The following is a 15,260-nucleotide window of genomic DNA, read 5'->3' on the forward strand; positions in this document are numbered from 1 at the left end:
AAGAATAATATGTTAATGTGCCAATTGGCTGTGTTATACTACATGGCATTGACATATAAACATATCAGCAAATTGAAGAATTATTGATGATAAAGTTCCTGATAGAAAAAGAGTTTAAACAATTGCTTCGCAATTCGTTTCTTCCGAAATTGATTCTTGTATTTCCATGCATGATTATGCTATTGATGCCTTGGGCGGTAAATTTGGAAATCAAGAATATACAGTTGAATATTGTGGATAATGATCATTCGGCTATTTCACAACGTTTAGTGAATAAGATTGCTGCCTCCACTTACTTTCGTTTGGTAGAAGTACCGGCCTCGTATGAAGAAGGTCTTCGAAACATTGAAATTGGAACGGCTGATATTGTGATGGAAATTCCAAGGCATTTGGAACGGGATTGGATGAATGGAGAGGATGCTCATGTTTTGATAGCAGCCAATGCCGTGAATGGAACGAAAGGCGGTCTGGGCAGTTCTTATTTGTCTTCTATCATTAATGATTATGCAGCCGAACTACGTTCGGAACATCCCGAAGCAGCTACTGTTTCTGGTGCTTTCCCTTCCATACAGGTTGATACGCAGGGATTGTTTAATCCGAATCTGAACTATAAGCTCTATATGATTCCGGCATTGATGGTTATGTTGTTGACTTTGATTTGTGGTTTCCTGCCTGCGTTGAATGTGGTTAGCGAGAAGGAAGTCGGGACAATAGAGCAAATCAATGTGACTCCGGTTCCGAAGTTTGTCTTTATTCTGGCAAAGCTCTTGCCTTATTGGCTGATTGGTTTTCTGGTGCTGACGGTGTGTTTCATATTAGCCTGGTTAATTTATGGCATAGTACCTGTCGGGCATTTTCTGTTGATTTACTTTTTCGCGGTTCTTTTTGTTCTGGTGATGTCCGGCTTCGGACTAGTCATTTCCAACTATTCAGCAACGATGCAGCAATCAATGTTTGTTATGTGGTTCTGTTTGTTGGTGGTGATTTTGATGAGCGGTTTGTTTACCCCCATTAGCAGCATGCCGGAATGGGCACAAATAATAACGATATTCAATCCTTTGAAGTATTTTATGGAGGTGATGCGAATGATATATCTGAAGGGGAGTGGTTTCTTTGATTTGCTGCCGCAGTTCGGAATATTGTTGCTTTTTGCAGTCGTGTTTAATAGTTGGGCGGTAATTAGCTATCGGAAGAACAACTGAAGATAATAAGGGGGCAGTCCGAAAACCCTGTGGGTATGTTATGTTAATAAGGCGGCATTGCCTGCAAAGACAATAAAAAAACAGCTCGTTTCCCTTTAAGGGAGAGAGCTGTTTTTGATCTTTTTCATCACCGTCTCCGGTGAATAGTAAGTGGTTACTGTATTACTTTATTTCGATTTGTCTATTTGGCTTCTTTACTTCTTCTTCAGAGAGTTTCGGAAGTTCGATATTTAGAACGCCATGTTCTACAGATGCAGCAATTTTTTCTTTGTCTACATTATCCGGTAGAATCATTGTTTGCTGGAACTTAGAGTATGAGAATTCGCGACGCAGATAGCGACCGTCTTTCTTTTCCTCCTTGTTTTCTGTCTTCTTCTCCATGCTGATAACGAGGTTATTATCTTCATCAATGCGAACATTGAAATCATCCTTCGTCATACCCGGAGCAGCCAATTCCACTTTGTATTCTTTTTCTGTTTCCAAAACATTAATTGCAGGTGCAGTAGCATTTGCTTTTACCATCCAATCGTTATCAAAGAAATCATTAAAGATACTTGGTAACCAACTTTGAGTTCTTCTAACAGGCATCATAATTTTAGTCTCCTATCTTTAAGTTAAACATTCAGTTAATTATTCTTGAACTTCGGTATTTTCACTTCTGATGGCACCGGTTGTCCCGGTTTCCATCGTCTGCTCTCGAACCGTTGTTTCGCTTCTATAAGTGCAAACCTTATGCCAAGTGATTTTTGAGACTAAAATTGTCTATTTGTCATTTTTATAATGTCAATTTTGCAATATAAGTGACAAAATGTATCCTGTTTTTATTTATTTTATATAAGATAGATATTAATTTGATAACCTGTTTACTTCTTCTCGATCAGTTTGAACCTTATTCTTAGTGTTTGCCTTTCTTCGTCATAATCATAACTAATGATTTTGAAGGTACCCACTTCAGAAGTATTGGACACATGCAATCCGATGCAGGCGCAGGCATCATAATCTCCAATGCGGACAATGCGAAGAGTTTCGCTTGCATCGGCAGGTAGTTTGCTTAAATCTACGATGTCTTTGGCCTGTTCATGTGTCATATACTCAACAGTCACAGGTAGGTTCTGACTGATTGCCTCGTTCACTTTATTTTCAATAGACTGGATTTGTTCCGCTGTCGGACATGACGAAAGTATATAGTCACATTTGCTCTTTTTCCTTTCGATGTGGGCATTGCGAGAACGTGGGCAGCCAAAGGTTTTCACCATGGTGGCATTGAGTAAATGCTCTGCTGTATGCATAGGAGGGTATTCCTGCTTGTTGTGATCGTTGAGTTGAATTTGTTGTTCCATTGGATTTAGTTATTTGAATTGATTGTTTCTATTTTACGATAGATCCTATACGTATAGATATAAAAAAAGGAGCAACGCCTTGCTCCAACCTTTGTTAACCTTAAATCTAATACTATGAAAAACACATTGCAAAGGTACGGACTTCTGTGATATTTGCAAATAATCCAAGAAAAAATGTATGTTATATAACATAGATTAAGAAAATGCATTCCTGTCTTAACGGTTATTCGGAATTTTACTGTCTATGTACAGAGATTTTTTTTTATCTTTGCGTCCAATATCTATTACTAATACCTAATATAAATATGGATAAAAGAAGAATGTACCAATGGTTACTGTTGGCAATTATTTGTTTAAGCTTCTCAATGGGAGAGAGCTATGCACAGAAAAAGGATTTTGCAAATTTAGCTCGTTATTCAAAACAAAATGCTGCGCTTCCGCAAGCGACAAAAAAAGATAAACGGGTTGTTTTTATGGGAAATTCCATCACTGAAGGTTGGGTAAGGACTCATCCGGACTTCTTCAAGACAAATGGATATATTGGTCGCGGAATCAGTGGGCAGACTTCTTATCAATTCTTGTTACGTTTTCGGGAAGATGTGATTAATCTTTCTCCTGCTTTAGTAGTGATTAATGCCGGAACAAATGATGTTGCCGAAAATACACAGGCTTATAATGAAGATTATACGTTTGGAAATATCATCTCCATGGTCGAATTGGCTAAAGCGAATAAAATTAAAGTTATTCTGACTTCCGTACTTCCTGCTGCTGCATTCAAGTGGAGAATGGAAATTAAAGATGCTCCTCAGAAGATTAAATCTTTAAATGATCGGATAGAGGCTTATGCAAAAGCAAATAAAATTCCGTATGTGGATTATTATCAAGCATTGGTGGTTAATGAAAACCAGGCCTTGAATCCTCAATATACAAAAGACGGAGTACATCCGAACAGTGAAGGATATGATATCATGGAACCGTTGATAAAGAAAGCGATTGATAAAGCACTTTGAATACGAAGATAACGTATAGACATAAAAAAAGGAGCAACGCCTTGCTCCAACCTTTGTTAACCTTAAATCTAATACTATGAAAAACACAATGCAAAGATACGGACTTCCGGCAACTTTGCAAATTATCAGCCATTGATAAGTGTTTTTATAACTCTAATTAACGGAATGGATGACGTGATATAGGTTTGTTAAGATTTTCTATGCTTGACAATCAAATTTGTAGTAGAAGAGAAGTAGGGAAATCTATCCCCATTTCTCTTTCATTAAGTTTTCCAATTTTAATAATTCGTCACGGTATTGGGCAGCTTCAATAAATTCAAGCTTTTTGGCTGCTTCCTGCATTAGTTTGCGCGTACGTTCGATACTCTTTTCCATTTGTGCTTTACTCATATACTGTACTACCGGATCTGCCGCAATGTTCGGAGTTGTCGGTTCAATATAGGCTTGTTTTTCTTTCAGCAATTCATTTGTTTCCGAATTAGCGTTGCCGAATACATCCAAGTTTCTCGCTTTCTTGATCTGCTGTGGAGTAATGCCGTTTGCCTCATTGTATGCCAACTGTTTCTCTCGTCGACGATTGGTCTCGTCGATGGTCAGTCTCATGCTGTCCGTAATTTTATCGGCATACATGATTACTTTTCCGTTCACATTGCGCGCTGCACGTCCGGCTGTCTGCGTCAACGAACGATGGGAACGAAGGAAGCCTTCCTTGTCTGCATCAAGGATAGCTACAAGAGATACTTCCGGCAAATCGAGACCTTCACGTAGCAGATTGACCCCGATCAGCACATCGTAAATTCCCTGTCGGAGGTCATCCATGATTTTTACACGTTCGAGAGTATCAACGTCGCTATGAATATAATTACACCTTATATTATTGTTGAGGAGATATTCAGTTAGCTCCTCCGCCATACGCTTGGTAAGAGTAGTGACAAGAACACGCTCTTCTTTCTCAATACGCAGTTGAATTTCTTCCATCAGATCATCGATCTGGTTCAAGCTCGGGCGTACTTCAATAATCGGGTCCAACAGTCCGGTAGGACGGATTACCTGTTCCACTACAATCCCTTCGGATTGGATGAGTTCATAGTCTGCCGGTGTAGCGCTGACATAGATCACTTGCTTCGCCATTTCCTGAAATTCTTCAAATTTCAACGGTCGGTTATCCATGGCGGCAGGTAGGCGGAAACCATACTCCACAAGATTGATTTTACGTGCCCTGTCGCCTCCGTACATTGCACGGATCTGAGGAACACTGACATGGCTTTCGTCAATGACAATCAGAAAATCGTCCGGAAAGAAATCCAGCAGACAATAAGGGCGGGTACCTGCAGCACGACCGTCGAAATAGCGGGAATAATTCTCAATGCCGGAGCAATGTCCCAATTCCCGAATCATTTCCATATCGTATGTGACACGCTCGTATAGTCTTTTCGCTTCATATTCTTTGCCGATAGACTCAAAGAAAGCGACCTGTTTGGTCAAGTCATCTTCTATCTCATGAATAGCGCGGAGGGTTGCCTCCTTAGTAGTCATGAACAAATTGGCGGGATAAATCTTATAAGCCTCGAAGGGGGCGACAGTGACTCCGCTGACTGGGTCTACCTCCTCTATGCCATCAATCTCGTCTCCCCAAAATGTGACGCGCAACAGGTTGTCCGTATATGCCAGATAAATATCCACAGTATCTCCTTTGACGCGGAAATTACCACGATTAAGGTCGATATCGTTGCGGACATACAGACTGTCTACCAGGCGGCGGAGGAAAACATTGCGGTCAATCATGCGTCCCCGTTCTATTTCAATCACATTTTTATAAAAGTCCGAAGGGTTTCCCATCCCATAGATACAGGAAACGGAAGAGACCACTACTACGTCTTTTCGTCCGGAGAGTAGGGCGGAAGTTGCGGCGAGACGGAGCTTGTCTATCTCGTCATTGATGGCAAGATCCTTTTCTATATAAGTATCGCTGCTAGGCAAATAGGCTTCCGGCTGGTAATAATCGTAGTATGAAACGTAATATTCCACCGCATTATTCGGAAAGAATCCCTTAAACTCTCCATATAATTGGGCGGCCAGCGTCTTATTATGGCTCAAAATCAATGTCGGCTTATTGATATTAGCGATTACATTGGCAATGGTAAATGTTTTTCCCGATCCTGTGACCCCCAATAAAGTCTGTGCGGGAACTCCTTGAAGTACCCCTTCAGTCAGTTGTGCGATTGCTTCCGGCTGGTCTCCGGTAGGTTTATAAGCTGATGTTAGTTCAAAATTCATAGTTAATTCTAAAATTGGAACAATATTCGGCAAAATAATCGAGATTACAAATCATTTTTCCAAATAAATCCTTTACTTTGCAACAAAATAATTGAAAATTGAGAATTGAAAATTAAAAAGTATTGCAGAAGCAGATAATTCCCTTTCATTCTCGATTCTCTATTTTTTAATTTTAATAATGAAAAGCATGATTTGGAATGAGAGCATTGAGTGTATGGATCGTGAGAGTCTTCGTAAGATTCAAAGCATACGACTCAAGAAAATTGTAGATTACGTTTATCACAACACACCCTTCTATCGGAAGAAGATGCAGGAAATGGGAGTCACTCCCGATGATATCAATAGCATTGATGATATTGTGAAACTGCCGTTTACCACGAAACATGATTTAAGAGATAATTATCCGTTCGGGCTTTGTGCTGTACCGATGAGTCAGATTGTACGTATCCATGCTTCATCCGGTACGACGGGGAAACCGACGGTTGTCGGCTATACTCGTAAGGATTTGTCTTCATGGGCGGAATGTATTTCTCGTGCCTTTACCGCATACGGGGCAGGCCGATCGGACATTTTTCAAGTATCATACGGATATGGACTTTTCACAGGCGGACTGGGGGCACATGCCGGAGCCGAAAATATCGGAGCTTCTGTGATTCCAATGTCTAGCGGTAACACTGAAAAGCAGATAACGTTGATGCATGACTTCGGTTCGACAGTACTTTGTTGCACGCCTTCTTATGCACTGTATCTGGCAGATGCGATTAAGGATTCGGGGTATCCACGTGAGGAGTTTAAGCTGAAAGTCGGTGCTTTCGGTGCAGAACCTTGGACGGAAAATATGCGCCATGAGATTGAAGAAAAGCTGGGCATTAAGGCATACGATATTTATGGATTGAGTGAAATTGCCGGACCGGGTGTGGGCTACGAGTGTGAATGCCAGCATGGAACCCACTTGAATGAAGACCATTACTTCCCCGAAATTATTGATCCGAATACATTACAGCCGATAGAACCCGGTCAAACAGGCGAACTGGTGTTTACTCACCTTACAAAGGAAGGTATGCCGCTGCTCCGTTATCGTACGCGCGACCTTACCGCTCTACATTATGACAAATGTTCCTGTGGACGTACATTGGTACGCATGGATCGTATCTTGGGACGCAGTGATGATATGTTGATTATTCGTGGTGTCAATGTATTCCCGACACAAATAGAATCCGTTATTTTTGAAATGGCGGAATTTGAACCGCATTATCTGCTGATAGTGGGACGCGAGAATAATACCGATACGATGGAACTTCAAGTAGAAGTACGGCCGGAATTCTATTCTGATGAAATCAATAAGATGTTGGCTCTGAAGAAGAAATTGGGTGCGCGTCTGCAGAGTGTACTCGGATTGGGAGTCAATGTGAAGCTGGTAGAACCGCGTAGCATTGAACGCAGTGTGGGTAAAGCGAAACGGGTGATTGATAACAGAAAACTTTAAAACTTAAAATTAATACTCTACGATTATGGTAGCAAAACAACTTTCTATCTTTTTGGTAAAACAAGTCAGGTCGTTTGACGGAAGTGACTGAAGTGCTGGCGAAAGAAGATATCAATCTTTCTGCTTTGTGCATCGCTGAAAATGCTGATTTCGGTATTTTGCGCGGAATTGTGTCCGATCCGGATAGAGCATATAAAGCTTTGAAGGATAATCATTTTGCAGTAAATGTGACTGATGTGGTCGGGATCAGTTGTCCTAATGTGCCGGGAGCTTTGGCAACTGTATTGGGATATTTGTCCGCTGAAGGGGTGTTTATCGAATATATGTACTCGTTTGCCAATAATAATGTGGCCAATGTAGTGATTCGTCCTAGCAATCTGGATAAATGTATTGAGGTGTTGAAAGAAAAGAAAGTTGATCTGCTGGCGGCTAGCGATTTGTATAAACTTTAATTGTCTTTTTCTCCCCATTTGTCGATGTTTAACGCCTTTTATGTATTAAAAAACATAGATTAATTGCTAAATTCCCTGCGAATAAGTAACTTTGCGCAATATTTTAAAATAGGATGAAGAAAAATATCATTATAACTTTGCTTGCGGCAGCTACTCTCACTTCATGTGGGGAGTATAATAAATTGCTGAAAAGCACCGATTACGAATACAAGTACGAAGCCGCTAAAAACTATTTTGCAAAAGGACAGTATAACCGTTCGGCTACTTTGTTGAACGAATTGATTACTATTCTTAAAGGAACGGATAAAGCGGAAGAATCTTTGTATATGTTGGGCATGAGTTATTATAATCAAAAAGATTATCAGACTGCGGCTCAGACTTTTATCACCTATTTTAATACATATCCCCGTGGAACTTTTACTGAATTGGCACGTTTCCATGCAGGTAAAGCGTTATTTTTGGATACTCCGGAGCCACGTTTGGATCAGTCAAGTACTTATCAGGCTATCCAACAATTACAGATGTTCATGGAATATTTCCCGAACAGTAGTAAAAAGCAAGAGGCACAGGATATGATTTTTGCTTTGCAGGATAAGTTGGTGTTGAAAGAACTTTATTCAGCCAAATTATATTATAACTTGGGTAATTATTTGGGCAACAACTATGAGTCTTGTGTAATCACGGCTCAAAATGCACTGAAGGATTATCCTTATACTGATTATCGCGAAGAACTTTCCATCTTGATTCTGCGTGCAAGGTATGAGATGGCTATTTATAGCGTGGAAGATAAGAAAATGGATCGGTATCGTGAGACAATCGATGAATATTATGCTTTTAAGAATGAGTTTCCGGAAAGCAAATATCTGAAAGAGGCTGAGAAAATTTTCAATGAATCACAGAAAGTAATTAAAGACTAAATTTAAATAGATTTATGGACTACAAAAAGACGAATGCTCCTACTACAACGGTAACCCGTGACATGATGGAACTCTGCTCCGATACAGGGAATGTTTATGAAACAGTTGCCATTATTGGTAAGCGTGCTAATCAGATTAGTGTGGAAATCAAGAACGATCTTTCTAAGAAATTGGCAGAGTTTGCTTCTTATACTGACAACATGGAAGAAGTGTTTGAAAATAGAGAGCAAATCGAGATTTCTCGTTATTATGAGAAGTTGCCGAAACCGGACCTGATTGCTACGCAAGAATACATCGAAGGGAAAATATACTATAGAAATCCGGCTAAAGAGAAGGAAAAACTTCAGTAATTTATTTTCTGACGAAAGAATTGATAGTCAAGTAGTAAGTGGGATGATAATCCCTGCTCCTTATTGCTTGGCTATTATTGTTTAACTCAACTACTATTTATACTATTTATGATTCAAAGAATTCAAACAGTTTATTTACTGATTGTTACAGGTTTGCTGATTACAGCAATGTGCTTGCCGATGGGGTATTTTACTGATACGATGGGAGAGCACTCTTTTAAAGCTCTAGGAATAGAACTAAACGGTGCTTACGAGTCTACATGGGGCTTATTCTGCATTTTATTGCTTAGTACTATTGTTGCCGTAGCTACAATTTTCTTATATAAGAATCGTATGTTGCAGATACGTATGACGATTTTCAACAGCTTATTGCTGGTAGGCTATTACATTGCTTTTCTTGCTTTCTATTTTGCATTGAAAAATGATGCGAATATGTTTCGGGTGGGGTGGGCTTTGTGTTTGCCGCTTGTTTCCATTATTCTGAATATATTGGCTGTTCGTGCTATCGGACGTGATGAAGTGATGGTAAAGGCTGCGGATAGATTAAGATAAAATTTTCCCTATACTCTCTGAATAATTCGTTAATAATATGATAGATAAAAAGCATAGCTTTATAGGAGTTAAAGCTATGCTTTTTGCTATCTAAAGCTGCGCTTTAGCATCTTTAAAACGATGCTTTGCAGATGTGGAAATTCTTTTTGCGTAGGAGGGGGTTTATTTCTTCAAATCGAATAAATAAGTGAGTTTTATTGAAATTGTTCCATGCGCTGCACGGGCAAAATAATCCTTTTTGGTTGTCTTGTAGAAATCGGATAAGGCAAAATAATAACGTCCTTCCACTATAAAACTACCGGCTTTTTCGTTCTAAGCTCTACACCACCGCCTCCGGTAATGCCATAATCAAATTTATTCTGAATCTTAGTACCATATACCGCTTTTTGGGTATCATTGAGTTTATTCATATTGACTCCTTCAATCTTCTCTGATTCTCCAATGAGAAATCCTATTTGCGGTCCGGCATGGATGAAAAATTGTAAGCCTCTCTCATTACCAAATGCTAGATGTGCAAGGAAAGGAATATCAATGTAGCTCATTTTACGAGTGTAAATTTGAGTGGGGTCTTCTACCATATCTCCATTTTCTCCTGGAATCTCAAATAATTGATCCCAACCTCGTTGTGAGAAGTTCAGTTCGACCTGTGCCCCGCAAATCATGGCAAAATACTTTTCAGAAATATAACGGGCTGTCAATCCTCCGGTTATTCCCATCAGGCTGTTCTGTTTGATGGTAGGAGTGAAGGATACACTATTTAAGTTGACACCTCCGTTGACACCTACAGAAAAATTGCTTCGTGCCTCTCCGATCTGAGCAGTGGCGGAGAGAGTGAATCCTGTTAGCAGAAGGCCTGCGATCAAAAATGGTTTTATCTTTATCATTTTCCGTATTATTCGAAGTCAAGTTTTACTAATTCAAAGTTTTTAGTGAAACGAATGAAGAACACTTTCTTATTAATAAATCCTCCCCAATTATTCACACGTTGGAATTTGAAGCCGGTTTGAATAGGAGTCAGATTCATTTTAGACAGATTATTTTCAAGTTCCGAGCCATAACGTGACAATCCTTTTAAGAAAAAGAATCCGGTGTCAAAACCGAGCATTGCATAATTGGGATACTTGCTGCTTAGGTCTTTACTGTACCATTTGTGGTAAGCGTTGGTAAACTGCACGGCAGCTGGGAATAGTGTGTTCGTATAAAACGAAGAATAGAAATACACGTCCAGCTCAAAGAAGCTTTCCAAATGATCTCTCGTGTAAGTCTGCCATTCCGGATAGCCGAACAAATGGATGTTCTGTCCTGCATTATCTCTGACTAACAGCGTCAATTGCGGGAGTACTTTAATAAGCAATACATTTTTTCCTGAGGTAGGAATAAAGATGTTCTCCTTATCATTGCGGAGCGCTGCTTTCAACGTTTCTTTTGTTGCATTCTCGTTGACCGTTTGCATGGAGATGCCCTTATTCTTTAGCTCTTGTTTCAAGCCACTGATAAATTCAGCCTTTTCTTTGTCGGCACTGATAGGCTCGATAAAGATAACATGCGCATTGGGAAATTGACGTGTGAAATGCTCGTAAACTTCTGAATATAAATAAGATTGTGGTGTGTTGATCTGATAAACAGCCGGATTATTGAATACCTCTTCACCCTTTTGAGAGAAAGGAATCACTAGACGTATATCATTCTTTTTTGCGAAATCAGACAGTGGCTTGATTTGCTTCTGATGCATCGGCCCAAAAATAACATCCATCTTCTTCATCTCATTCTTTGAAAGAATCGCATTCAAGGTAGAAACCTCTTTTCCACTGTCATATACATATAAATCCAAAGAAGTACCTGTACGTTTCAGACTATCCACTGCCATAAGAAAACCTTCGTAGTATTCCACCATACGTTTGTCTTCCTGGAAAGGCAGTATCAATGCGGCTTTAATGGTCGACATCTTCTTGGGAGTCTCCTTACTTTCGCGGAAAAGTTCGCTGTTACTTGGAGGGATAGCATATGGATCTTCTTTCTGGGTGGGTTGCGTGGTTGTTGCCACCGGGTAGGGGATACATAGAAGTTGTCCTTTTTTCATCCCTTTTTTAAGTTCGGGATTAGCGGCAATCAGTTCCTCTTCACTGATTCCGTATTCGCGGCTTACGCTAAAGATTGTTTCTTTGCGTTTTACTTTATGCATTTCTTTGCATCTGGGAACCACAGGACCTTGAATATTACTTTGCTCAGTCGGTTTTTGGGCGGTAACGACCTGTTCTTTCTCCTTTTGCGGGATAAGAATTACCTGTCCGATACGGAAATTCTCAGCGCTCAATCCCGGATTCGCTTCACATATATCCTTAGCAGATATATTGTACATTGTTGTCAGTTTATACAGTGTCTCTCCGGCTTGAATTGTATGGAATGTTTCTCCTTTCTGGCTTTCTTTTCCTTTGGGAATTTTAATGGTTTGTCCGGCATAAATTTTCTCGTCACAACCGGGATTCAAATGGATAATATCCGATGTTGTGACATTGTACATCTTGGATATAGAATATAAACTTTGTCCTTTTTCGATGGTATGCAAGAAATAGGATTGATTCTCCTGTGCATAACTGACGGCGTATGAAACGCTTATAAAAAGCAGAAATAAGAATATTCGGTTTATCGGTTTCATCAAATTATAACTATTGGTTTTTGAAATCAAGGAACAAAGGTACGAATAATGCCCTATATCTTCATAAGATTTGAGTTAAGAAAATAATATTGTGCTTTTTTAGGAGCATATTTCGGGCGGAAACATTAATTTTGCAGCATTTATGAAGGATATGAATATGCAGGAAACAGAATATATTAATGTGTACGGTGCGCGCGTGCACAATTTGAAGGATATTGACGCTGAGATTCCCCGTAACAGTCTGACTGTCATCACCGGATTGAGCGGCAGTGGGAAATCTTCTTTAGCTTTCGATACGATTTTTGCAGAAGGGCAGCGCCGCTATATTGAGACCTTTTCAGCGTATGCCCGCAATTTTCTGGGTAATTTGGAGCGTCCGGATGTCGACAAAATCACAGGTCTGAGCCCGGTGATTTCCATTGAGCAGAAAACGACGAACAAGAATCCCCGTTCTACGGTGGGTACGACGACTGAGATCTATGACTACCTCCGTCTGCTATATGCCCGTGCCGGAGTAGCTTATTCGTATTTGTCCGGTGAGGAAATGGTGAAATACACCGAAGAACAGATTCTGGAATTGATCCTGAAAGATTATAAAGGAAAGAAGATCTATTTGCTCGCCCCGTTGGTTCGTGCACGTAAAGGACATTATAGGGAACTGTTCGAGCAGGTGCGAAAAAAAGGATATTTATATGTCCGGGTAGATGGTGAAGTGCGTGAAGTAACGCATGGAATGAAGCTCGACCGTTATAAGAATCACGATGTGGAAGTGGTGATTGATAAACTGGTGGTGACCGAAAAAGACGACCGGCGGCTGAAACAAAGTGTGGCGACTGCTATGCGTCAGGGAGACGGCTTGATGATGATTTTAGATGCCCAGTCGGAAAGTATCCGTCATTATAGTAAACGTCTTATGTGTCCTGTGACAGGACTTTCTTATCGCGAACCTGCCCCGCATAACTTTTCATTCAACTCCCCGCAGGGAGCATGCCCGAAATGTAAAGGGCTGGGCGTTGTCAATCAGATTGATGTGGATAAGGTGATTCCCGACCGTGAACTATCCATTTATGAGGGGGCAATCGCACCTCTGGGAAAATATAAAAATGCCATGATTTTCTGGCAAATCAGTGCTTTGCTGGAAAAGTACGATGCGTCATTAAAAACTCCGGTCAAGGAATTGCCGGATGATGCCATCGAAGAAGTTCTCTATGGTTCTGATGAACGGATTAAGATCAAAAGCTCGTTGATTGGTACTTCCTCTGACTATTTTGTTACCTATGAAGGTGTTGTGAAGTACATCCAGATGTTGCAAGAGAAAGACGCTTCCGCAACAGCGCAGAAATGGGCGGAGCAATTTGCTAAAACCACTGTTTGCCCCGAATGTAAGGGAGCCCGTTTGAATAAGGAGGCATTGCATTTCCGTATCCATGATAAGAATATCAATGAGCTGGCGAATATGGATATCAACGAGTTGTACGACTGGTTGATGAAGGTGGATGAATTTCTTTCCGACAAGCAGAAAAAGATATCAGTGGAGATTTTGAAAGAAATCCGTACACGTTTGAAGTTCCTGTTAGATGTAGGGTTGGACTATCTTGCCTTAAACCGTAGTTCCGTTAGTCTGTCCGGAGGAGAAAGCCAGCGTATCCGTTTGGCCACTCAGATCGGTTCGCAGTTGGTGAATGTGTTGTATATTCTCGACGAGCCGAGTATCGGTCTGCATCAGCGTGATAATTTGCGCCTTATCAATTCTTTGAAAGAACTTCGGGACATCGGTAATTCCGTGATCGTGGTAGAGCATGATAAGGATATGATGCTTGCTGCCGATTATGTCATTGATATGGGGCCGAAGGCCGGTCGTCTTGGTGGGGAAGTGGTTTTTGCAGGCACTCCACAAGAGATGCTGAAAACCAGTACAATGACTTCGCAATACTTGAACGGACAGATGAAGATAGAAGTTCCAGCCAAACGCAGAAAAGGAAACGGAAAGTCTATCTTGTTGAAAGGAGCGAAAGGAAATAACCTGAAAAATGTAGATGTGGAGTTCCCGTTAGGCAAATTGATTTGCGTAACAGGAGTATCGGGAAGTGGAAAATCCACCTTGATTAATGAAACCTTGCAACCGATTCTTTCACAGAAATTCTACCGTTCTTTGCAAGATCCTTTGGAGTACGATTCTATTGAAGGGCTGGAATATATAGATAAGGTGGTGGACGTTGACCAGTCCCCGTTGGGACGTACTCCTCGTTCCAACCCGGCTACTTACACAGGCGTATTTTCGGACATTCGTAATTTGTTCGTTGGATTGCCGGAAGCTAAGATTCGTGGTTACAAGCCGGGACGTTTCTCCTTCAATGTAGCGGGCGGGCGTTGCGAAGCGTGTTCGGGAAACGGTTATAAGACGATTGAAATGAACTTCCTTCCGGATGTATATGTGCCCTGTGAAGTATGTCATGGCAAACGTTACAACCGCGAGACGTTGGAAGTCCGTTTTAAGGGGAAATCCATTGCCGATGTGCTGGATATGACAATCAATCGTGCTGTGGAATTCTTTGAAAATGTTCCGCAGATTCTCAATAAAATTAAAGTTCTGCAAGATGTCGGATTGGGCTATATTAAGTTAGGTCAATCTTCTACCACTCTTTCCGGTGGCGAGAGCCAGCGTGTGAAACTGGCTACGGAACTGTCGAAGAGAGATACGGGCAAAACACTTTATATTTTGGATGAGCCGACTACCGGACTTCATTTTGAGGATATACGGGTGCTGATGGGAGTATTGAACAAACTAGTCGATAAAGGTAATACAGTTATCGTTATCGAGCATAATCTGGACGTTATAAAAATGGCGGATTATATCATCGATATGGGGCCGGAAGGTGGTAAAGGCGGGGGAGAACTCCTTAGTTGCGGGACACCCGAAGAAGTTGCGAAGAGTTCTAAAGGATATACACCTAGGTTTCTTCGCGAAGAATTAGGACTTTGATTTTGCAAAGAATGGTGACCTTGATGATCTGAATA

Annotated in this window: 11 protein-coding genes and 2 pseudogenes; 8 read left to right on the forward strand and 5 right to left on the reverse strand. The window is 40.7% G+C overall.

The genetic code is table 11. The features are described 5' to 3' along the window. Positions 1–86: 86 nt before the first annotated feature. Entirely contained in the window at positions 87–1,202 is a 1,116-nt protein-coding gene (locus BACFIN_RS11485; RefSeq protein ID WP_007752332.1) for an ABC transporter permease, read from the forward strand. Between the two features lie 162 nt (positions 1,203–1,364). Here BACFIN_RS11485 and BACFIN_RS11480 read toward each other — a convergent pair whose 3' ends face one another. Both BACFIN_RS11480 and BACFIN_RS11475 read right to left on the reverse strand, forming a co-directional pair. Then, complete coding sequence (locus BACFIN_RS11480; RefSeq protein WP_004300008.1) at positions 1,365–1,793, reverse strand: Hsp20/alpha crystallin family protein; 429 nt, start codon at positions 1,791–1,793, stop codon at positions 1,365–1,367. A 272-nt stretch (positions 1,794–2,065) separates the two neighbouring features. Next, positions 2,066–2,542, reverse strand: coding sequence for an alanyl-tRNA editing protein (locus tag BACFIN_RS11475; protein WP_007752343.1), 477 nt, complete (start codon positions 2,540–2,542; stop codon positions 2,066–2,068). Between the two features lie 305 nt (positions 2,543–2,847). Here BACFIN_RS11475 and BACFIN_RS11470 point away from each other — a divergent pair, with 305 nt between their 5' ends. After that, positions 2,848–3,552: an SGNH/GDSL hydrolase family protein gene (locus BACFIN_RS11470; protein ID WP_007752344.1), complete on the forward strand. Its 705-nt coding sequence runs from the start codon at positions 2,848–2,850 to the stop codon at positions 3,550–3,552. Between the two features lie 243 nt (positions 3,553–3,795). On the opposite strand, the gene uvrB is transcribed toward BACFIN_RS11470, so the two are convergent. Then, positions 3,796–5,829 carry an excinuclease ABC subunit UvrB gene (uvrB, locus tag BACFIN_RS11465; protein ID WP_007752351.1) on the reverse strand — a complete coding sequence of 678 codons (2,034 nt, stop codon included), beginning with the start codon at positions 5,827–5,829 and terminating at the stop codon, positions 3,796–3,798. 187 nt (positions 5,830–6,016) lie between these two features. Between uvrB and BACFIN_RS11460 the strand changes: the two genes are divergently transcribed. The 5 genes and pseudogenes from BACFIN_RS11460 to BACFIN_RS11440 all read left to right on the forward strand — a co-directional run bounded on the left by BACFIN_RS11460 (position 6,017) and on the right by BACFIN_RS11440 (position 9,586). Next, the gene (locus BACFIN_RS11460) at positions 6,017–7,315 is read left to right on the forward strand and encodes a phenylacetate--CoA ligase family protein (RefSeq protein WP_032839513.1); all 1,299 of its coding nucleotides are present in this window, start codon (positions 6,017–6,019) and stop codon (positions 7,313–7,315) included. Positions 7,316–7,340: 25 nt separating this feature from the next. Then, positions 7,341–7,767: pseudogene (locus BACFIN_RS20710) on the forward strand (amino acid-binding protein). A 113-nt stretch (positions 7,768–7,880) separates the two neighbouring features. Continuing rightward, a complete protein-coding gene (locus BACFIN_RS11450) occupies positions 7,881–8,684 on the forward strand; it encodes an outer membrane protein assembly factor BamD (protein ID WP_007752362.1) in 804 nt (267 codons plus the stop codon). A gap of 14 nt (positions 8,685–8,698) precedes the next feature. Continuing rightward, complete coding sequence (locus BACFIN_RS11445) at positions 8,699–9,034, forward strand: DNA-directed RNA polymerase subunit omega (RefSeq protein WP_007752374.1); 336 nt, start codon at positions 8,699–8,701, stop codon at positions 9,032–9,034. 108 nt (positions 9,035–9,142) lie between these two features. After that, positions 9,143–9,586: a DUF4293 domain-containing protein gene (locus tag BACFIN_RS11440; RefSeq protein ID WP_007752375.1), complete on the forward strand. Its 444-nt coding sequence runs from the start codon at positions 9,143–9,145 to the stop codon at positions 9,584–9,586. A 162-nt stretch (positions 9,587–9,748) separates the two neighbouring features. Here the strand turns inward: BACFIN_RS11440 and BACFIN_RS20715 are convergent. Further along, positions 9,749–10,470, reverse strand: a pseudogene (locus BACFIN_RS20715) (porin family protein). A gap of 8 nt (positions 10,471–10,478) precedes the next feature. Beyond that, positions 10,479–12,242: a LysM peptidoglycan-binding domain-containing protein gene (locus BACFIN_RS11430; protein ID WP_007752380.1), complete on the reverse strand. Its 1,764-nt coding sequence runs from the start codon at positions 12,240–12,242 to the stop codon at positions 10,479–10,481. A 157-nt stretch (positions 12,243–12,399) separates the two neighbouring features. On the opposite strand from BACFIN_RS11430, the gene uvrA reads away from it, so the two are divergent. Continuing rightward, positions 12,400–15,225, forward strand: coding sequence for an excinuclease ABC subunit UvrA (gene uvrA, locus BACFIN_RS11425; protein ID WP_032839532.1), 2,826 nt, complete (start codon positions 12,400–12,402; stop codon positions 15,223–15,225). Positions 15,226–15,260 lie beyond the last annotated feature (35 nt).

The organism is Bacteroides finegoldii DSM 17565 (assembly GCF_000156195.1).
GTDB lineage: Bacteria > Bacteroidota > Bacteroidia > Bacteroidales > Bacteroidaceae > Bacteroides > Bacteroides finegoldii.